17 protein-coding genes are annotated in these 20,197 nt (G+C 74.6%); 10 read left to right on the forward strand and 7 right to left on the reverse strand.

Going from position 1 to position 20,197, the window contains the following annotated elements:
* The first annotated feature begins 130 nt into the window (after positions 1-130).
* Positions 131-937, forward strand: coding sequence for an SGNH/GDSL hydrolase family protein (locus IEZ04_RS14240; RefSeq protein ID WP_189217209.1), 807 nt, complete (start codon positions 131-133; stop codon positions 935-937).
* Here IEZ04_RS14240 and IEZ04_RS14245 read toward each other — a convergent pair.
* The 4 genes from IEZ04_RS14245 to IEZ04_RS14260 are packed head-to-tail and all read right to left on the reverse strand — an operon-like array spanning position 921 to position 7,169.
* Positions 921-2,663 (reverse strand): serine/threonine-protein kinase, encoded by a 1,743-nt coding sequence (locus tag IEZ04_RS14245; protein WP_229821039.1) that lies wholly within the window; start codon positions 2,661-2,663, stop codon positions 921-923. The two genes, IEZ04_RS14240 and IEZ04_RS14245, sit on opposite strands and share 17 nt — an antisense overlap.
* 42 nt (positions 2,664-2,705) lie before the next feature.
* The gene (locus IEZ04_RS14250; RefSeq protein WP_189217431.1) at positions 2,706-4,193 is read right to left on the reverse strand and encodes a sulfite exporter TauE/SafE family protein; all 1,488 of its coding nucleotides are present in this window, start codon (positions 4,191-4,193) and stop codon (positions 2,706-2,708) included.
* Positions 4,194-4,198: 5 nt separating this feature from the next.
* Positions 4,199-5,563: a tetratricopeptide repeat protein gene (locus tag IEZ04_RS14255; protein WP_229821040.1), complete on the reverse strand. Its 1,365-nt coding sequence runs from the start codon at positions 5,561-5,563 to the stop codon at positions 4,199-4,201.
* Positions 5,553-7,169, reverse strand: coding sequence for a DUF4331 domain-containing protein (locus IEZ04_RS14260; RefSeq protein WP_189217210.1), 1,617 nt, complete (start codon positions 7,167-7,169; stop codon positions 5,553-5,555). Before IEZ04_RS14260 ends, IEZ04_RS14255 begins: the two co-directional genes overlap by 11 nt.
* Positions 7,170-7,319: 150 nt before the next feature.
* On the opposite strand from IEZ04_RS14260, the gene IEZ04_RS14265 reads away from it, so the two are divergent.
* From IEZ04_RS14265 to IEZ04_RS14275, 3 genes are all read left to right on the forward strand, one after another.
* Entirely contained in the window at positions 7,320-7,919 is a 600-nt protein-coding gene (locus tag IEZ04_RS14265) for a sigma-70 family RNA polymerase sigma factor (protein ID WP_373296311.1), read from the forward strand.
* Positions 7,916-8,734 (forward strand): anti-sigma factor, encoded by an 819-nt coding sequence (locus IEZ04_RS14270; protein WP_189217211.1) that lies wholly within the window; start codon positions 7,916-7,918, stop codon positions 8,732-8,734. The genes IEZ04_RS14265 and IEZ04_RS14270 overlap by 4 nt, the downstream gene beginning before the upstream one ends.
* Positions 8,735-8,848: 114 nt before the next feature.
* Complete coding sequence (locus tag IEZ04_RS14275; protein ID WP_189217212.1) at positions 8,849-9,112, forward strand: hypothetical protein; 264 nt, start codon at positions 8,849-8,851, stop codon at positions 9,110-9,112.
* 312 nt (positions 9,113-9,424) lie between these two features.
* Here IEZ04_RS14275 and IEZ04_RS14280 read toward each other — a convergent pair whose 3' ends face one another.
* From IEZ04_RS14280 to hmgA, 3 genes are read right to left on the reverse strand one after another with little or no spacing between them, the layout of a single operon-like run.
* Positions 9,425-10,624: a type ISP restriction/modification enzyme gene (locus tag IEZ04_RS14280; protein WP_189217213.1), complete on the reverse strand. Its 1,200-nt coding sequence runs from the start codon at positions 10,622-10,624 to the stop codon at positions 9,425-9,427.
* Between the two features lie 31 nt (positions 10,625-10,655).
* Positions 10,656-11,405 carry a GntR family transcriptional regulator gene (locus tag IEZ04_RS14285; protein WP_189217214.1) on the reverse strand — a complete coding sequence of 250 codons (750 nt, stop codon included), beginning with the start codon at positions 11,403-11,405 and terminating at the stop codon, positions 10,656-10,658.
* 27 nt (positions 11,406-11,432) lie between these two features.
* Positions 11,433-12,758: a homogentisate 1,2-dioxygenase gene (hmgA, locus tag IEZ04_RS14290; RefSeq protein ID WP_189217215.1), complete on the reverse strand. Its 1,326-nt coding sequence runs from the start codon at positions 12,756-12,758 to the stop codon at positions 11,433-11,435.
* 439 nt (positions 12,759-13,197) lie between these two features.
* On the opposite strand from hmgA, the gene IEZ04_RS14295 reads away from it, so the two are divergent.
* The 6 genes from IEZ04_RS14295 (at position 13,198) to IEZ04_RS14320 (ending at position 20,159) form a co-directional block, all read left to right on the forward strand.
* A complete protein-coding gene (locus IEZ04_RS14295) occupies positions 13,198-13,860 on the forward strand; it encodes a TetR/AcrR family transcriptional regulator (RefSeq protein WP_189217216.1) in 663 nt (220 codons plus the stop codon).
* Positions 13,861-14,045: 185 nt separating this feature from the next.
* Positions 14,046-15,515, forward strand: coding sequence for a CitMHS family transporter (locus IEZ04_RS14300; RefSeq protein WP_189217217.1), 1,470 nt, complete (start codon positions 14,046-14,048; stop codon positions 15,513-15,515).
* A 93-nt stretch (positions 15,516-15,608) separates the two neighbouring features.
* Complete coding sequence (locus IEZ04_RS14305; protein WP_189217218.1) at positions 15,609-16,919, forward strand: MFS transporter; 1,311 nt, start codon at positions 15,609-15,611, stop codon at positions 16,917-16,919.
* Between the two features lie 99 nt (positions 16,920-17,018).
* Positions 17,019-17,852 carry a hypothetical protein gene (locus tag IEZ04_RS14310; RefSeq protein WP_189217219.1) on the forward strand — a complete coding sequence of 278 codons (834 nt, stop codon included), beginning with the start codon at positions 17,019-17,021 and terminating at the stop codon, positions 17,850-17,852.
* Complete coding sequence (locus IEZ04_RS14315; RefSeq protein ID WP_189217220.1) at positions 17,839-18,672, forward strand: class F sortase; 834 nt, start codon at positions 17,839-17,841, stop codon at positions 18,670-18,672. Before IEZ04_RS14310 ends, IEZ04_RS14315 begins: the two co-directional genes overlap by 14 nt.
* Positions 18,673-18,770: 98 nt before the next feature.
* Positions 18,771-20,159: an aldehyde dehydrogenase family protein gene (locus IEZ04_RS14320; RefSeq protein ID WP_189217221.1), complete on the forward strand. Its 1,389-nt coding sequence runs from the start codon at positions 18,771-18,773 to the stop codon at positions 20,157-20,159.
* Positions 20,160-20,197 lie beyond the last annotated feature (38 nt).

Here is a 20,197-nt window from a genome sequence, read left to right on the forward strand (position 1 = left end):
GTAATCAACGGCGCGGTGAACGTCCGGAGCGCGCCCTGGTATGGCGTGGAAATTGTTGGCATGAACACTTCCAGTCAACACGCGTAGCTGCTACCAAAGTTATGGCAGAGATCCTGCTAAGGGAGGTTCCATGAGACGCACCCGATTCACGGCATACGTCACCTCGTTCCTCTTCGCGGCGGGCGTCGCCCTCACCGGGGCCGCCTCCGCACAGGCGTCCCCGACCGCGGCGGCCACCGGCTACGTGGCCCTCGGCGACTCGTACTCCTCAGGTGTCGGCGCGGGCAGCTACGACAGCGCCGGCGGCAACTGCAAGCGCAGCACGAAGGCGTTCCCGCGACTGTGGGCCACCGCCAACGCGCCCTCGTCCTTCCACTTCACAGCCTGCTCGGGCGCCCGTACGAGTGACGTCCTGGCGAGCCAGCTCGGCCCCCTGAGCGCCTCCACGGGCCTAGTCTCGATCAGCGTGGGCGGCAACGACGCGGGCTTCGCCGATGTCATGATCACCTGCGTCACCTCCACCGACAGCACCTGCCTGTCCCGTATCGACACCGCGAAGGCGTTCGTCGACTCCACCCTGCCCGCCCGGCTCGACTCCGTGTACTCGGCCATCCGGTCCAAGGCACCCGCCGCCCACGTCGTCGTGCTCGGCTACCCCCGGTTCTACAAGCTCGGCCAGACCTGTCTCGGGCTCTCCGAGGCCAAGCGCTCCGCCATCAACGCCGCCTCCGACCACCTGAACAGCGCGATCGCCAAGCGGGCCGCCGACCACGGCTTCACCTTCGGCGACGTGCGGTCCTCGTTCACCGGCCACGAGATCTGCTCCGGCAGCTCCTGGCTGCACAGCGTGAACCTGCTGAACATCACCGAGTCGTACCACCCGACGGCCGCGGGCCAGTCGGGCGGCTACCTGCCCGTGTTCAGGAACGCGGCCTGACCGTTCCGCCCGGCGCCGACGCCGGCTCCGTGGCCGTGGTACCGGGGGAGGTCCCGTCGACCGGGGTCTCCCCCTCGCAGGTCACCGAGAACGGCACCGCGTTGGACGTCGTACGCACCGGACCGCGGACCTCGACACCGATCTCGTCCTCGTAGGCGCCGTCCGTGTCGTACGTCGTCACGATCACCCGCTCGCGCCCGGTCGGGTCACCGTCCGCGGGGAACGAGAGGGTGCGCCAGCCCGGGTCCGACACCTCACCGCGCCTCGTCACCCACCGGTACTCGACCTGGGCGGGCACCCGCCCCACCGTGAACGTCGCCGTGAAGGCGGGCACGTCCGCGTCCGCCGGGGGACAGGCCCCCGCGTACTCGGTGTGCTCGCCCGCGACCGTCACCCGGACGGACTGGGCGGGCGGATCGGACGTCCCCGTGGCCGTACGGCTCCCGGTGGGCGTACCCGGCGGGCCGTCACCGCCCGCGCCGCCGCCGTCGTCACCGGTGCCGCCCGTGCCGCCGGTCCCGCCCGTGCCGCCCGTGCGGCCGTCGTCCCCGCCGCCGGTCGGGTCCTTCCCGCCGTGCTCCTGCCCGGTGCCGCCGGTGGGCCGCGCGCCGCCCTCGGCGCCGTCCGTCCGCCCGCCCCCGTCGCCGCGGTTCACCAGCGCGTACGTCAGCCCGGCCAGCGCCAGGGCCAGGACGGCGAGGCCCACCGCGACGAACAGCGCGGCCCGGCGGCCGCGGCCGGACCCGTCCGGCGCGTCCGGGGTCCGGGCCGCGGCGGCGGAGTCCGCGTGCGCCGGGCCAGCCGGTCCGGACCCGCCCGCACCGGCACCCGGTACGGGGAGGGCGGCGACCGTCGGCGGGTACGGGGCCGGGCCCTCCGCGCCGGCGGGTGACGGCGTGCCGCCGGTGGCGACCAGGCGCAGGTCACGCTCCGCCCGCTCGGCCCCGACGCGCTCGGCCGGGTCCTTGCGCAGCAGGCCCTCGATCACCGGGGCCAGCGGACCGGCCCGGAGCGGCGGGGGCAACGCGGTGTCCACGACCGCGCGCAGGGTGTTCAGCGGAGTGTCCTGCCGGAACGGCGAGAAGCCCTCGACCGCCGCGTACAGCAGCACCCCGAGCGACCACAGGTCGGACTCCGGGCCGGGGGTGCGGCCGAGCGCCCGTTCCGGGGCCACGAACTCGGGGGAGCCGACCACCTCCCCGGCCATGGTGAGCGCGGAGGCGCCCTCGACCATGGCGATGCCGAAGTCGGTGAGGACGACCCGTCCGTCATGGGCGACCAGCACGTTGCCCGGCTTCACGTCCCGGTGCAGCACCCTCGCGGCGTGGGCGGCCCGGAGCGCGGCCAGCACCTCGGCGCCGATCGTCGCGGCCCGCTGCGGCGGGAGCGCACCCTCGGCGTCCAGCACGTCGGCGAGGGACAGCCCCCGGACCAGCTCCATCACGATCCAGGGCCGGCCGTCCTCCATGACCACGTCGTAGACGGTGACCACGCCCCGGTGCGCGATCCGCGCGGCCGCCCAGGCCTCCCGCTCCAGCCGGGCGTACATCCGCTCCACCTCGGCGGCGGGCAGCCCGGCCGGCGCCCGCACCTCCTTGACGGCGACCTCGCGGCGCAGCACCTCGTCACGGGCCCGCCACACCGTCCCCATGCCGCCCTCGCCCAGTGGGGACAGCAGGCGGTAACGCCCCGCGACCACCCGCTCGGTGCCGGATCCCTCGGACACGGGCGCCTCCCTCGTATCCGCCTGACATCCCCCGAAAGTAACTCAGCCGAACGCGGATGCGGCCCCCTTGAGCACCAGTCCGGCCCCCAGGACGAGGACCGCCAGGGCCGACACCAGGGGAACGGCCCCGCGCAGCAGGGCGACGGACCGGCCGCCGGACCACCGGGGCCGCCGCGCGAGCAGCCGGTCCACCCCGTCGCCCGCCCGCACGACGGCGAACCCGGCCGCGGTGAGCGTCAGCGCCAGCCCGGCGCCGTACGCCAGCACGAGCAGCAGCCCGAACCACGCCCTCCCCAGCGCCGCCGCGCCCACCAGCACGACCACGGCGGAGGGACTCGGCACCAGCCCGCCCGCGAAGCCGAGCAGGAGCGTGCCGCGGAGGGTGGGGGCGACGGGATGCGCGTGGGTGACGCCGCCGTGGGTGTGGGTGTGGGTGTGCTCATGAGAGCTGTGGTGCGGGTGTGGATGCGGGTGCGGGTGTCTGCGGTGCGACAGGGCGCGGCGTACGAGTGTCACGCCCGCCGCCGTCACGAGCAGGCCGCTCGCGACGCCCAGCCACGCGATCACGGACGGCGTGGCGGCGGACCCGGCGGTGACGAGCAGGCCCAGGGCCACCACACCGAGCGTGTGCGTCACGGTCACCGAGACGACCATCGGGAGCACGTCACGGAACCCGGCCCGGCCGCGGGCGGCGGCGGTCGCGGCCATGACCGTCTTGCCGTGGCCCGGCGCGAGCGCGTGCAGCGCGCCGAGGACCACGGCGACCGCCAGGGCCAGGACCGCGAGACCGGAGGTGAGGTGCTGACGGGCCATCAGTGCCTCCAGCGCCAGGGTCCAGCGGTCCGCACCGCGCGGCAGCACCGCGGCACCGGGGGCGCCCTCCGGGCCGCCGGCCGCGCCGTCCGGGCCGTCGGCCGCCGCCGGTCCGCCGGGACGCACCCGCAGGGACGCGGCCGTGGTGTCCGCGGGGGAGGACAGCAGCTCCTGCGGATAGCGCGTCAGCCGCCGGGACACGGACTCCCCGGGCACGTCCGAGGAGGTGAGCGTCGTCCGGTCGCCCCGCGCGGTGATCTCCCGCCAGCCCGGACCGGAGTCGACGGCGGCGCGGAAGCGCAACCGGACGGACCCGTCCCGGGGCAGGGGCGCCGTGAGCCGGCACTCCACGCGCAGGGTGGTCAGCCCGGCCTGCCCCGGCCGCACCAGCGCACGGCCCGAGCCGACGGCCAGCGCGACGCGCCTCCCCTCCACCGTCACCTCGCTCTCCCGGGCCGCCGTCGCGCACCGCTCCCGGGCCCAGCCCTCCCTGCCCCGCCGCTCGACGTCGGGCGCGGCCTGGGCCGCCGGGATCTCCGCGAGGTCCTCGACGTGGAGGACGCGCAGCGTGCCGGGCGCGGCGACGAGCCCGTCGTACCGGTTGACGGTGAAGTTGCCGAGCGGGTGCGCGTCCGCCGGCCCGGCGGGCAGGAGCAGCAGCGCGCAGACGGCCACGAGGACGGCCGCGCAGCAGGCGGACGGTCGGCGGGCGGTCACTGCGGTCACTCGGCCCCCTCCAGTTCCGCGAGGGCCGTACGGGCCCGGCCGGCGCCCAGTGGTGAGAAGCCGGGGTTGAGGCCGAGCGCCGCCCGCAGGGAGCGGCGGGCCTCCGCGCGGTCGCCGACGGCCCGCTCGATCATCCCCCGGTGGTACAGGAAGGCCGCGTCCCGGTAGCCGGTGGCGGTCGCGCGCCGGGCCAGGGGCAGCGCCTCCCGGTCGCGGCCGTTCACGTGCAGCGCCCAGGCGAGGGCGTCCGCCGTGTGGACCGTGCGCCGGCGCTCCCACTCGGCGCGCGCCGCGCGCAGGGCCGCCTCGCGGTCGCCGTGGTCGGCGGCGGCCAGCGCGGTGTCGAGATCGACGTTGACGCCGCCCGCTCGGGCGAGGGGGATCCAGGCGTCCAGCAGGGCGTACTGGGCGCGTGCCCGCTCCTTGTCGCCGCGTGCCTCGTACAGCTCGCCGAGTTCGACGACCGGCCCCGGCAGCGGATGGTGCGCGACGACCCGCTCCAGGGCGCGGATCGCGCCGGCCCGGTCGCCGCCCGCCGCCTGCGCGCGGGCGCGGCCCTCCAGCGCCGGGACGTAGGTGTCGTCGGCGGCGAGGGCACGGGCGTAGTGCGCCAGGGCGCCCTTGTCGTCGCCCTGCCGCCACGCGAGCTGCCCGAGCTGGGTGGCCACGTACGCGACGTCGCCGCGCGCGGTCGCGGAGCCGAGCGCCTGCCGCAGCACGCGCTCGGCGGTCCGGGTGTCGCCGCGCAGCTCGTGCACGTAGGCGTAGCGCGCGAAGACGGGGATACCGGGCCGCCGCGCGTCCGCCACGCCGGCGGCCCGGCCCGCGTCGTCGTAGCGGCCGAGTTCCACCAGGGCGTCGATCCGGGTGGCCAGCGCCCGCTCGCTGTACGGGTTCCGCGCGAGCGCCGCGTCCGCGTCGCGCAGGGCGCCCGCGAAGTCGTGCCGGGCCGCGGCGAGGGCGGCCCGGGCGGCGAGCGCCGGGTCGTTGCCCGGGCGCAGCTCCAGCGAGCGCCGTAGCGCCTGCTCGGCCTGCGGGTAACGCGAGGGGTCGCCCTGGACGCGCGCCTGCTCCACGTACGCGAGGCCGAGCACGGCCCACGAGGCGTCGTCCCGCGGCTGGTCGCGCAGATGGCTCTGGAGGGCGGTGACCTGTGCGTCCAGGTCACCGCCCGCGAGCAGTCCGGCGCCCGCGCCCGGCGCGGCAGGAGCGGTGGAGGCACTCACCGTCGTCCGTGCGCCCTGTCCGTCGCCGGTGCCCAGTGCGACGGCGCCCGACGTGAGCGCGACGGTCAGCGCCGCCGCGCACGCCGCCGTCCGCACCCGCCGGTGCCGCGCGGGCGCGGCCCCCTCAGTACGCACGGCCGTTGCCGCTCCGGCGGCGCCACCACACCACGCCGGTGGCCACGAGCAGGACCCCGGCCGCGCCCGCCGCCGCCGAGGCCGCGATCAGCCTGGTGCCGTGCATGCCGCCGCCCGCGCCGGCCGGCACGCTGTCGCCGAGCTGGTTGCGGACGCCGTCGCCGGTGCCCCCGGCGGTCTTCCCGCGCGAACCGGCCGTCGGCAGAGCGAGGTACGGGAAGGAGTCGCCGAACTTCTCGTCGTTCTCGTCGACCGCGTCGCCCAGGTCGTTCTCCGCACCCACCAGTTCGCCCTCGACGACCTGGAGCGCGATGTCGAGCACGTCGTCGCCGAGCCGGCGCCCGTTGGGGAAGCCCGCTTTGTCGCCGTCGAGCACCCCGAGCCGCTCGGGCTCGGCGGCCGGCTCGACGGAGGTGTTGAGGCGCAACTGCTCGGAAGGGCGCACGTGCGGCGGCCGGTTGAGGCCCTTCACGCCCTTGAGGAAGACGTCGACCAGGTCGTCGCGCGGTTCGGCCGGAGCCTTGATCTTGTAGATCGACTCGACCAGCTTCGGCAGTTCGGGCTCGGTGACGTTCCTCAGGAAGCGCGCGTCGTCCCACGGCGCCGACGCGTTGAAGGCGTCCTTGTCCTTCTGCGGGTTGACGACCTCGTTGACCAGCGGGTTGCCGAGGCGCGAGACCTGCCGCCAGTGCCCGTCGGCGCCCTTGCGCTGGGTCGTGGACCAGATGCCGACCACCGGCTGGTCCGCGGACTCGGTGAGCATCCTGCTCGGCAGCTGCAACGCGATCGAGTTGACGTTGTAGCCCTTGAGCGTGTCCCGGCCGACCTCGGAGAGATCACCGCCGTACAGCAGGTCGAACACCCTCAGGTCCAGGAAGAACGGGTCGTCGGCCTGACCGGCGAACGTCGTCGCGCCGCCCGCCGTCCGGTACACCGCCTGGTCGCGCAGCTTCCCGTAGTCGGGCATCGACGCCTGCCCGACGTTCGACGGCGCCACCGGCACGTCGTCCGCGAGCTTCGTCCGGGAGACCAGGTGCTGGTCCTTCAGCCGCAGCAGCTCGACGTCGTACGTCTGCGTCACGTTGAGGTCGGGGTCGTCGAGACTGTCGACCGGACCGGTGTTGTACAGGAACGTCTTCTCGTTCCGCGTGTGGGTGTCGAAGGTGTAGCGGAAGACGAGCTCGCCCTGTGCGTCGCCGTTGTTGTCGACGTGGATGTCGTACTGGGCGTCCTGGGCGAAGGTGTAGAAGTTCGGCCCGCCCGCCGGTTCCTCGAACGGGATCCAGTCGGCCACGATCGTCGTCGTGTCCGGCTTGTCCGGGCTGACGAAGGCGTACAGGTCCGTGTTGTCGAACTGCGGCTGCCCCGAGATCAGCGGGGCCTCCCGGTGGCTGGAGGCGGTGGCCGCCCCCGGTTCCAGCGCGGACACACCGGAGGCCGCGAGCCCCGCGGCGGCCAGCGCCCCGCAGACGAGGGCGGAGACGCCCCTGCGATCGGCGCCGCGTCCGCGATCGGCGCCGCGTCCGCGATCGGCGCCGCGTCCGCGATCGGCGCCGCGTCCGCGTTCCGCGCCGCGTCCCGCGCCGCTCGTGAGAAAAGGTGTCATGCCGTCCGTCCTCGGTTCCGTTCTTCGTCGACCTGCCTGACGCACGGGGATTCGGAGCCCTCGCGGGTCCGGATCGGTCCCCTCGGGCAATCCGCGCCGGACCCGCGTTTCCGGCCCGCCCGTCCGTACCTCCATCCGGAGGTGGGAGCGATGCGAATGCCTTACGCGACGGGGCGGCCGTGCCGGGCCCGGGCGGAGGGGGAGGCAGTGGAGGCGGACGGACTTCTCATACGGGTCGCCGAGGGGGACCAGAGGGCGTTCGAGGAGCTGTACGCACTGGTGTCCGATCCGGTGTTCGGGCTCGTGCGCCGGATCGTGCGGGACCGCGCGCAGTCGGAGGAGGTGACGCAGGAGGTCCTGCTGGAACTCTGGCGGACCGCGCCCCGGTTCGACCCCCGCCGCGGCAGCGCCCTGTCCTGGGTCCTCACCGTCGCCCACCGCCGCGCCGTCGACCGGGTGCGCAGCGCCCGCGCGGCCGGGATGCGCGAGCAGCGCGAGGGCAGGCGCGCCCACCACCCCGCCTACGACCAGGTCACCGAGGAGGTCGAGGCCGGCCTGGAGCGCGAGTGGGTACGCCGCTGCCTGGACCGGCTCACCCACCTCCAGCGGCAGTCCGTCACCCTCGCCTACTACGACGGGTACACCTACCGCGAGGTCGCCGAGCGGCTGTCCCTGCCGCTCGGCACGGTCAAGTCCCGTATGCGCGACGGCCTGACCCGGCTGCGCGAGTGCCTGGGAGGCGCCGCATGACCCTGTTCGGCGGCCCGTCCCGGCGCGCACTGCACTCGCTCGCCGCTCCGTACGCGCTGGACGCACTGGAGCGTGACGAGCGCGTGCGGTTCGAGAAGCACCTCGCCAAGTGCGCCCGGTGCGCCGCCGAGGTGCGCGCCCTGTCCGAGGACGCGGTACGGCTCGCCTGGTCCACGGCCGCCCCGCCGCCACCGGCCTTGCGCGACCGGGTCCTCGCCGCGGTCCGCACCACACCGCAGGAGACCCCGCCGCGGAACGCGCCCCGCGCACGCCCCCGGAGACCCCCCGTCCCCGCCGGGAACGTCGACCCGCGCCCGCGCCCGGAGCGCGCCCCCCGCGTGCGTCCACTCCTCGCCCCACTGGCCGCCGCGACGGCCGCCGCGGCGCTCGTCGTGGCGGCCCTGTTCGGCGCGCAGGCGCACCGGGCGCAGGAGCGGGCGGCCGCCGAGCGGGACCGGGCGCGTGAGATCGCCCACGTTCTCGCCGCTCCCGACGCCCGAGCGACGGGTGCGCGGGACGCGGCGGGCCGGGGAATCGGAGTGATCGCCTCCGCTGAGGAGGGGAGCGCCGTCGTCACCCTGACCGGGATGGGAGAACCGCCGGGCGGCCGGGTGCGGCAGCTCTGGCTCCTGCGTCCCGGCACGCGACCGCACTCCCTGGGCCTCTTCGAGGGCGACACGCCCTTGGTCGCGCGGGGGATGGCCGCCGACGCGTCGTCACTCGCCGTGACGGTCGAACCCGACGGGGGGTCACCGCAACCCACTGGTCAGCCAGTTGTCCAACTCGCCCTGGGAGCGGTCGGATTCGGAGAGTGATCGTTCCCGATTCGCGGGGTAGAAGAACACCGTGACCGCGATACACGAGTGCCCCAAGGGGGCGATAGGGTTACTCTGCCCGGGCCGGGTGGACTCGTACGGGTGGGGAGTGACATGGAACAGATAACAGCGCGCAGGGCGCGAGTCCCTGCGATCACCTGCGGGAGCAGCGCGACCAGTTCGCGCCTCGACCGGCACCTCTCGGTGCTGGCCGGACCCGCCGTGCCGCAGCACGAGGCGGCCGAGGCGACGTCCTTGATGCGTGAGATAACCGCACGTGACGCGCACCGGCGCGGCGTCAGGGCGGGCCGGGTGCACCGCGTCTCGCTGTTCGCCCCGCTGACCCGCCTGCGCCGCTCGCTCTTCGGCGGCCGCTGAGCACCACGGCCCACGGCTCCGGCGAACCCGTCGGGCCCCGCAGTACGGAACCCGCGCCCGGACGGCCGTCCCGGCGCCGCGCCGCGCCCCTGCCGTCCGTCATCCCCACGGCCGCGCAGCGCGTCCCACCGCTCGTCACCGGGCGCGGGTACCGCTTCCCTCCCGTGTCCCCCGTGAGGTCCACGTCCCCGAACGGTCCGCGCCCCGCCCCCGCCCGGCGCGTGACCCGGGGCAGGACATGTGTCTCGTCCCAGCCGCTCCGGCGGCCCCTCGCGGTCACACGCATCCACTCACGTCACCCGCGCAACAGCCTCACAGGAGAGTGAACTGACCCTCGGGGCCCTCCTCGTGGTGGTCCAGCACGGAGGCGGGCCGACGGGCGGAGTCCGGTACCGGCAGGACTCCGGCCCGCCGCAGCCCGGCCGCGGTGACCGGGTCCCGGCCGGCCCGCCCGGCCGCCACCTCCCGCGCGTGGCCCCCCTCGGCGAGCAGGGCCAGCACGGTGATCAGTTCCAGCAGCTCGGAGGTCCAGCCCTGCGGCCACGCGGTGGGGCGCACCGCCTCCAGGGTGCCCGGTACGACCGGTTCCGTACGGCGGGCGAACCAGACCTCAAGAACCCGGTCCCCGCCGACGTGGAAGTCCCAAGCCGCCGCGGGCACGGGCGCGATCCGGCCCTCGCCGACCAGCAGGGCCTCCTCCTCGCGGTCGTAGAGGGGCGCCGGCGGCCGGGCCGGCAGCGGGGAGCGGACGTACGGGCGGCGCCCGCCCGGCAGCCGGGGGCGCTCGCCGTTCCGCCGCATCAGCCACAGCGCCCGGTGTCCCGCCTCCACGCCCGCGTGCCACACGTCGGCCTCCGCGGTCAGCGGGACCTCGATGCCCGCCGGTCCCGGGCGGGCGGCGGTCAGGATCCAGGCGAGCACGTCGAGGGGGGCCGGAGCGGCGCCCAGACGTCCGGCGAGGTGGGCGGTGAGCCCCGGGGCGAGGTTGGGTTCCGCGCCGCCCGGGCGCCGGTACAGCGGGCGGACCCGGCCGGTGCGCGGGCCGTGCGGCGGGTGCAGCGGCAGCAGGGACGAGGCCAGCAGCACCGGCCCCGGGGAGCCGGGCACCGCCGTCTGCTCGACGACGAACACCTGCTCCGCGTCCAGCACCCGCCACAGCTCGGGCCGCGCCGCGTCGATCAGCCGGTGGTCCGGGATCAGCCACTGCTCGTCGAAGGGGGCGGCGAGGACGCGTACGGGTTCCGGGCACGGTCCGGTCTCGCGGGCCAGCCGTCCGGTGCCGCCCGTCCGGCCCGGCAGCTGGCCCACCGCCGTGTGCGGGGTGCGGGAGCGCGTCGGCTCGAACAGGGCCTCGCGGTCCGGTGCCCCGGCCTTCACCAGGGCGTCCCAGCGGGCCTTGAGGGACGCCGCGTCGGGGGCCGCCGGCCACCCCCGGCCGAGCCGCGGCGGTGCGACGGACCACGGCATGAGATCCGCGAGCAGCGGAGCGTCGTCGTGCGTCACGCTCGGCATGGTACGACGCCTCCGTCACCGTACGGCCGGATCAATGGGCGTCCAGGGTCACCGTGAAGGAGAAGCGGTCGCCGCGGTAGTGGATGACCGCGACGTCGAGCACCCGGCCGTCCGTGCCGTACGTCACGCCCGTGTAGTGCAGGATCGGGCTGAGCAGCGGCACTTGGAGCAGCCGGGCCGTCTCCGGGTCCGCGAGGCGCGCCTCCACGGTGTCCGTGATGCGGGCGATGCCCACGCCCACCACGTCCCGCAGCACCTTGGTCATCGGCCAACGGGCCAGGTCGTCGCGGCCGATGCGGGCGGCGAGCTCCGGACGGACGTAGTTGCGGGCGTGGTTGGTCGGCTCGCCGGTCCTCTCGTCGCCGCGCAGCCGGTGGTACGTCGCCACCTCGGTGACGTCCGGGAAGTACGCGGCGAGTTCGCCGGGCGGGGCGGCCGTGCCGAGGTCCAGCAGCTCGGTGGTCATGCCCGACTGCTGGGCCACGATCGCGTCCACCGAGCCGAGCAGCCGCACGGGGGTGCCGCGCCGCGCGCTCGGCTCGATGAAGGTGCCGCGCCGGCGGTGCCGGGTGATCAGCCCCTCGTCCTCCAGCTCCTTCAGCGCCTGCCGCATGGTCAGCACGCTCACCCCGTAGTGCCCGGCGAGCTGTTCCTCGGTCGGCAGGCGCAGGGGGGCCTGGGGGGACCGGCCGAGGATGGAGGCACGCAGGGACTGGGAGACCTGATACCAGAGAGGCAGCTTGCGGTTCAGGACGATCGAGTCCGGCGCGAATGACGTCACGACGGTATCCGTACCGGTCGTGAGCGTTCAGTGCAACGGCTGGAAGTGACGCCGGAGACCCGACCACACGTCGTCGTACCGCTGTTGCAGGTGCCGTGCCTCCGCCGCCTGCCGGGTGAGGGTCAGGGGCCACCGGGTCTCGAACATGAACGCCAGCCCGTCCTCGACCTTCTGCGGCCGCAGCTCGGCGGCGCTCGCCCGGTCGAACGTCTCCCGGTCCGGGCCGTGCGCCGACATCATGTTGTGCAGCGAGCTCCCGCCCGGTACGAACCCCCCTTCTCCGGCCTCCTTCGCGTCGTACGCGCCCTCGACGAGCCCCATGTACTCGCTCATCACGTTGCGGTGGAAGTACGGCGGCCGGAACGTGTCCTCGCCCACCAGCCAGCGCGGCGCGAAGACGACGAAGTCGACGCCGGCCAGGCCCGGGGTGTCGGACGGCGAGGTGAGCACCGTGAAGACCGACGGGTCCGGGTGGTCGTAGGAGATGCTGCCCAGCACGTTGAAGCGGCGCAGGTCGTAGACGTACGGCACATGGTTCCCGTGCCAGGCGACCACGTCGAGCGGCGAGTGGCCGTACTCGGCCCGCCAGAGGTTGCCGCAGAACTTGTTGACCACCTCCACCGGGCCCTCGACGTCCTCGTACGCGGCGACCGGGGCCAGGAAGTCCCGGGCGTTCGCCAGGCCGTTGGCGCCGATCGGACCGAGGTCGGGCAGCCGGAAGGGGGCGCCGTAGTTCTCGCACACGTAGCCGCGGGCGGAGTCGTCGAGCAGTTCCACCCGGAAGCGGACGCCGCGCGGGACCAGCGCGACGTGCCCCGGCTCGGCGGCCAGCAGCCCGAACTCCGTGCGCAGCAGCAGCCCGCCGCGCTCGGGCACGATCAGCAGCTCGCCGTCCGCGTCGCTGAACACCCGCTCCATCGACGCGTCGGCGTGGTACAGGTGCACCGCCATGCCGGTGCGCCGCATCGCGTCACCGTTGCCGCCCAGGGTCCACAGGCCGGCCAGGAAGTCGGTGCCCGCGGGCGGTTCGGGCAGCGGGTCCCAGCGCAGCCGGTTCGGGTCGGGCACCGTCTCCGTGAAGGGGGCCGTGCGCAGGCCGCCGTTGTCCACGCGCGTGAACGCCGGGTGCGCGGCCGACGGGCGTATCCGGTACAGCCACGAGCGCCGGTTGGACGCCCTGGGCTCGGTGAAGGCCGAACCGCTCAACTGCTCCGCGTACAGCCCCAGGGGGGCGCGCTGGGGCGAGTTGCGGCCGACCGGGAGCGCCCCGGGCACCGCCTCCGAGCTGTGTTCGTTGCCGAAACCGCTGAGGTGGTCGAGTTCCCCGGCGGTCTTCCTCGCGTCCTCGGTCACGATCGCTCCCTCACCCCTGATTCCTCTGCATGACCGTAGGATTCGGGCACGCGGAACACAAGGGGCATGTGCGCCACTTGCGGTGTCGGCCCGGCTCCGGCCCCCGGTCCCCGGTCCCGGCCCGGCTCGGGCGGAACCCGGCTCCGGGAGGGATCCGCTTGTCAGAGGAGTGCTCTAGTCTCCCCGGCATGTCGTAAGGCGCGTACGTCGCGCCGACGGACGGCACGGACGAGAAGGGACCGCACCACCGTGAGACCGACGAAGAGAGCGTGCCGGGGACCGGCAGCCCGGTGACCTCGTTCCCGGCGGCACCCGCCACCTCGTCCGCGGGCCCACGACAGGGCCCGCACGACAAGGCCCGTGCCAGGGCCCGCACCGAAGCCCCACCCGACGGGCGCGCCCGCGCCGGACGCCCGTCGCTCCCCGGCGGAAAGAGATCATGAAGCCCGTTCACCAGGCGACCTCACTGCGCCGCGCGCCCGTGCAGCGCCGCAGTGCCGAACGACTGACCAGAATCCTCGACGCCTGTGCCGACCTCCTCGACGAGGTGGGGTACGACGACCTGAGCACCCGGGCCGTGGCCCTGCGCGCCGGTGTCCCCATCGGCTCGGTCTACCGCTTCTTCGGCAACAAGCGCGCGATGGCCGACGCCCTCGCCGAGCGCAACCTCGACCGCTTCGCCGAACGCGTCGCCGGGCGCCTCGCCGGGAAGCACGGCGAGGGCCGCGGTGGGCACGGTGGGGGCCATGACGGGGACGGCGGCGGGGACTGGCGCACCGCCATGGACGTCGTCCTCGACGAGTACCTGGACATGAAGCGCACCGCCCCCGGCTTCGGCCTCGTCGACTTCGGCAACCAGATACCGGTCGGCGCCCGCCGGGACCAGCCCAACCACCGGGTCGCCGACCGCCTCCTCGACCTCCTCGCCGGCCACCTGGGCCGGGCGCCCGACGACGACCTGCGCCGGGTCTTCCTGGTCGCCGTGGAGACCGCCGACTGCCTGGTCCACCTCGCCTTCCGGGCCGCCCCGGACGGCGACGAGCGGATCATCGCGGAGACGCGGGCGCTGCTGCGGGCCTATCTCGGGTGGGTGCTGGACTGAGCGCGCTGCCCCGTGCCCGTCCTCCCACACCCGTCGAGAAGCCGTCGATACACGTCTGTGACCTGGGGTTCTGCGCTTATTGCTCACGTGTCAACGTCTTGTTAACGCTTGTTGGCGCGCCCTAACGTCGCCCTCATCCGCCGTCCCCGGTGGCTGTTCAAGGGTGAACGTTAGGTGTCCAACTCATGCTGACCATCCTCGGCTTCGTCATGATCGCGACCTTCCTGGTCCTGATCATGATGAAGAAGATGTCGCCGATCGCGGCGCTCGTGCTGATCCCGGCGCTGTTCTGCGTCTTCGTCGGAGAGGGCGCCCATCTCGGCGACTACGTGATCGAGGGGGTGGGCACCCTCGCGCCCACCGCCGCGATGCTGATGTTCGCGATCGTCTACTTCGGTGTCATGATCGACGTCGGTCTCTTCGACCCGGTCGTGCGGGGCATCCTGCGCTTCTGCAAGGCCGATCCGATGCGCATCGTGGTCGGTACGGCCCTGCTCGCCGCGATCGTCTCGCTGGACGGCGACGGCTCCACGACCTTCATGATCACGGTCTCGGCGATGTACCCGCTGTACAAGCGCCTGAAGATGAGCCTGGTCGTGATGACCGGTGTCGCCGCCACCGCCAACGGCGTCATGAACACCCTGCCCTGGGGCGGCCCGACGGCCCGTGCCGCCACCGCGCTGAACGTCGACGCCGCCGACATCTTCGTGCCGATGATCCCGGCGCTCCTCGCCGGTCTCGTCTTCGTCCTGGTCCTCGCGTACGGGCTCGGCCTGCGGGAGCGCAAGCGGCTCGGCGTGCTGAGCCTGGACGACGTCCTGGAGCGGGAGCGGACCCGGGAGGGGGCCGCGCAGGCGACCGAGACGGTGCTCGTCGGCGCCGGCACCGCCGAGGGCGGTCCGGGGGCGGGCAAGGGACGCGGCACCAAGGCCGCCGCCGGCTCCGCGGGCGGCTCCGCGGACGCCGGCGCCGCCGACGGCACCGACGACGGCGGCACCGACGACGACAGGCGGCTGCAGGGCCTCGACCCGAACCGTCCGACGCTGCGCCCGAAGCTGTACTGGTTCAACGCGCTGCTGACCGTGGCTCTCCTCGCCGCGATGATCATGGAGCTGCTGCCGATCCCGGTGCTGTTCCTGCTCGGTGCCGCGCTCGCCCTGACGGTGAACTTCCCGCGCATGGAGGAGCAGAAGGCCCGGCTCGCCGCCCACGCCGACAACGTCCTGAACGTCTCCGGCATGGTCTTCGCCGCCGCCGTCTTCACCGGCGTGCTGCAGGGCACCGGCATGGTCGACAGCATGGCCGACTGGCTCGTCGGCGCCATCCCCGAGGGCATGGGCCCGCACATGGCGCTCGTCACCGGCGTCCTGAGCCTGCCGCTCACGTACTTCATGTCGAACGACGGCTTCTACTTCGGCGTCCTGCCGGTGCTCGCGGAGGCCGGCGCGGCGCACGGGGTGACGCCGCTGGAGATGGCCCGCGCCGCGATCGTCGGCCAGCCGCTGCACATGTCCAGCCCGCTGGTGCCCGCCGTGTACGTGCTCGTCGGCATGGCCAAGGTCGAATTCGGCGACCACACCCGCTTTGTCGTCAAATGGGCGGCGCTGACGTCGCTGGTGATTCTCGTGGCCGGGGTGTTGATGGGCATTATCTGACCGATCATTGTCGATGGTTGTCGTCATTCGATCGGTGTCGTTCGAGAGCGACGGCACGCATCTGTCGTACGTCGTGCAAGGAGGAACGTCATCGTGAGGCCCGGTGGGAACCGCGGCTGGCTGCTCCGCCTCGTGATCGCCTTCAGTTTCGCGCAGGGGGCGGTGTCGATGGCCCGGCCCGCCGTCTCCTACCGGGCCCTCGCGCTGGGCGCCGACGAGCGCGCGGTCGGTGTGATAGCCGGTGTCTACGCCCTGCTCCCGTTGTTCGTCGCCGTACCGCTCGGCCGCCGCACCGACCACGGAAGGTGTGCGCCGCTGCTGCCCGTCGGGGTCGTCCTGATATCCGGCGGCTGTGCCCTGAGCGGCGTCGTGGACTCCCTGGCGGCGATGGCCGCCTGGAGCGGGGTGATGGGGCTCGGCCACCTCTGCTTCGTGATCGGCGCACAGTCGATCGTGGCCCGTCAGTCCGCGCCGCGGGAACAGGACCGCAACTTCGGGCACTTCACCGTCGGCGCGTCCCTCGGCCAGCTCGTCGGCCCGGTCGCCGCGGGCGCGCTGATCGGCGGCCCCGACATGGCGGGTACGAGTGCGCTGGCGCTGTTCGTCGCGGCCGCCGGGGCGGCGGCCGCCTGTACGTCGCTGTGGCGCATCGAGCACCGTACGGCCGGCGGGTCCCGGTCGCGGGACGACACCCGGGTCCCCGTGCGCAGCATCCTGCGCGCCCGGGGCGTGCCCGGGGGCATCTTCCTCAGCATGGCGGTGCTGTCCGCGACGGACATCCTCACCGCGTACCTGCCGGTGGTGGGCGAACACCGGGGCATCGCGCCGTCCGTGATCGGTCTGCTGCTCAGCCTGCGGGCGGCGGCGACCATCGCGTGCCGGCTCGTGATGACACCGGTGCTGCGGCGGGTGGGGCGGACCGCGCTGCTGAGCGTGACCTGTCTGCTGTCGGCCCTGCTGTGCGCCGGGATCGCGCTGCCGGTGCCGGTGTGGGCGCTCGCCGTGATGCTCGCGGTCCTCGGTTTCTGCCTCGGGTTCGGGCAGCCGCTGTCCATGACCACGGTCGTGCAGGCCGCCCCGGACGGCGCCCGGTCCACCGCGCTCGCCCTGCGGCTCACCGGCAACCGGCTCGGCCAGGTCGCCGCGCCCGCCGCCGCGGGTGTGATCGCCGGGGTCGCGGGCGTGGGCGCGCCGTTCCTGATGCTCGGCGCACTGCTGCTGCTCTCCTCGGGCGCGGCCCTGCGGTCGCCCGCGAAGCCCGGGAAGGGGACGGGGGACGGGCCGGTCGGCGGGCCGGGTGACGGGGCGGAGGAGGGGACGGAGGACGGCCCGGAGAACGCGAGCGAGGGGGCCCTCGGAGTCCGGCGGACCGGGGAGCCGTTGGGCCGGAAGGGCGATATCTGACCCGGTGTGAGGCGCGGCACGCGCATCGGCGCGGGTGAATGGACGGAAAGTCGGGTGAACGCCGATTTGTGTGAATATCACCTGACCCGGAGGTCTCGCATGTCCACCTCGTCCCTCCCGCACCGTGCGGGAGCACGCTCCGGCGCCGTAGGGCTCGCGGCGCTCGCCGTCACGGGCGTCGCCCTTCTCGCCGCCCCCGTCGCCCTCGCCGCTCCCGGCGACAACGGGGAGGTCACGCCCCGGCTGCAGGGCGCGGCCGTCGTCCCGCAGAACGGCCAGCCGGCGGTCTGCCGGTTCCAGCTGGAGGCCAGCAATTTCGAGACGGTGCAGGGCGTCGACTGGACCATCCAGCCCCAGCCCGCGAAGCAGGAGGGCACCTCGCTCTCCGGTTCCCTCTCCCTCGTCGGGGGAGCGGGCAAGTCCGAGTCCATGACGATCCCGGAGGGGCCGTACCGGCTCACCTGGAAGCTCCTCGGCGGCGGGGGCGCGGGCAAGCAGAAGGACTTCAAGGCGGAGTGCTCCGACCCGGGCGGTCAGGGCGGTGCCGGTCCGAGCACTGGTCCGAGCGCCGGCGGCCCGAGCGCCGGCGGCCCGAGCGCCGGCGGTCCGAGCGCGGCGCCCAGTGCCGGACGTACGGGCGCGGCACCCGGCGCCGACCCCAGTACCGCCCCCCAGGCAGCCCGTCCCAGTGCCGCCGGCCCCGGCACGGCCGCGCCGCAGACCACCCGTCCCGGCGCGGTGCCCTCCAGTGCGGCGCCCAGCTCCGCCGGTCCGCAGGCCGCCATCGGCCCCAACGGCGGTCCGCCGGCCGGTGGCGGCGGCCTCGCGCAGGACTTCTCGACGGTCGCGGGCGCGGCGGCCGTCGGTTCCGCCGCGATCGGTGGCGCCATGTACCTCCGGATGCGCCGCCGGCGCGCCGATGGCGCTGCGTAGAGGAGCCCAGCGGTCCTGGTCCCGGACGCGTTCCTGCCGCCTGGCGAGAACGGCCGTGGTGGCCGTCTCGCTGGTGGTGGGAGGCTTCTGGTGGGTCTGTGACGAGTCCGTCGAACCCGCCGGGCCCGCCGGGGTGGCAGGGGGCCGTACCGACGCGCGTGGTGCCGGGGCGCCACGCGCGTCGGAGTCCCCGCGGACGGTGCCCGCCCCCTCGGCCCCCGCCCCCTCGGCTCCCGCTTCCACCGTCCCGGGTCCGTCGGCCCCGGTCCCCGGTCCGTCCGCTCCGGCCGGGCGGACGTCCGCCCGGACCGCGCAGCCCGGCGCGCCGCGTCCGCTGGCGCCGTCCCGCGCGGTCCGCGTCGACATCCCGGACCTCGGCATCGAGGCGCCCGTCACCGGGCTCCGGCTCGACGAACGGCGCCGGCTGCCCGCCCCCGACCAGGGCAGGCCCGAACTGGTCGGCTGGTACGAGCAGGGCCCGGCGCCCGGCGGGACCGGTACGGCGGTCGTGGTCGGCCACCGCGACACCCGGCGGGGCCCCGCCGTCTTCGCGGCGCTCGGCGCGCTCGAGCCCGGCCGTGTCGTGGAGGTGCGGCGCGCGGACGGGCGCACCGCCGTCTACACGGTGGACGCGGTGCGGACGTACCACAAGGACGGTTTCCCGAACGAGGAGGTGTACGGCCACCGGGGCCGCCCGGAGCTGCGCGTGATCACCTGTGGCGGCGACTACGACCGCAGGAGCGGCTACGACAGCAACATCGTCGTCTTCGCGCACCTCACCGGAACGGGTATGACGACGGGGACGGGGGCGGCGGGCTGAGCGGGAGGTGCCGGCGGCCGGGCAGGGGGCTGGCAGCGGAAAACTAACACCGCTAGCTTTAGGTCCCGGACCGACGCCGCCCGCCCGGGAGGGACACGATGAAGGCACACGACGGCATGTACATCGACGGCGCCTGGCGGCCCGCCGCCCAGGCGGACACGATCGAGGTCGTGAACCCCGCCGACGAGCAGGTGATCGCCCGCGTTCCGGCGGGCACGGCCCTGGACGTGGACGCCGCCGTACGCGCCGCGCGCGCCGCCCTCCCGGCCTGGGCCGCCACCCCGCCCGCCGAACGGGGCGCCGTGCTCGGCGCCCTGCGCGACGTGCTCGCCGCCCGCGCCGACGAGATCGCCGCGACCGTCACGGCCGAGCTGGGCTCTCCGCTCGCGTTCTCGCGGAAGGTGCAGGTGGGGCTGCCTGTCACGGTGGCCGGTACGTACGCCGGGCTGGCCGCGTCGTACGCCTTCGAGGAGAAGGTCGCGCACTCCACCGTCCTGCACGAGCCGGTCGGTGTCGTCGCCGCGATCACGCCCTGGAACTACCCGCTGCACCAGATCGTCGCCAAGGCCGCCCCCGCGCTGGCCGCGGGCTGCACGGTCGTCCTCAAACCCGCCGAGCACACGCCGCTGACGGCGCGGCACTTCGCGGAGGCCGCCGACGAGGCGGGCGTCCCGGCCGGCGTCCTCAACCTCGTCACCGGCCTCGGTCCCGTCGCCGGTCAGGCCCTCGTCGAGCACGCGGACGTCGACATGGTCTCCTTCACCGGGTCCACGGCGGTCGGCCGGCGCATCGGCGCGGCGGCCGGCGCGGCGGTCAAGCGCGTGGCCCTGGAACTCGGCGGCAAGTCCGCCAACGTGATCCTGCCGAGCGCCGACCTGGCCAGGGCGGTGAACGTCGGCGTCGCCAACGTCATGTCCAACTCCGGACAGACGTGCAGCGCCTGGACGCGCATGCTGGTGCACACGTCCCGGTACGAGGAGGCGGTCGAACTCGCCGCCGCTGCCGCCGCCAAGTACGCCGACCGCATCGGGCCCCTCGTCAGCGCCGGACAGCGGGACCGGGTGCGCGGGTACGTCGAGAAGGGCGTCGCGGAGGGGGCGCGGCTGGTCGCGGGCGGTCCCGAGGCGCCGTACGAGCGGGGTTACCACGTCAGCCCCACCGTCTTCGCCGACGTGACACCGGAGATGACGATCGCGCAGGAGGAGATCTTCGGCCCGGTGCTGTCCGTCCTGCGGTACGAGGACGAGGACGACGCCGTCCGCATCGCCAACGGCACGGTGTACGGGCTCGCGGGGGCCGTGTGGGCGGCGGAGGAGGCGGAGGCGGTGGCCTTCGCGCGCCGGCTGCACACCGGGCAGGTCGACATCAACGGGGGGCGCTTCAACCCGCTGGCGCCCTTCGGGGGGTACAAGCAGTCCGGGGTCGGCCGCGAACTGGGCGCGTACGGGCTCTCCGAGTACCTCCAGACCAAGTCCCTGCAGTTCTGAGCGGAGAGGAGCCGTACGCCATGGGAACCGTGGAACCG

It is taken from the genome of Streptomyces ruber, assembly GCF_014648075.1.
Classification (GTDB): domain Bacteria; phylum Actinomycetota; class Actinomycetes; order Streptomycetales; family Streptomycetaceae; genus Streptomyces; species Streptomyces ruber.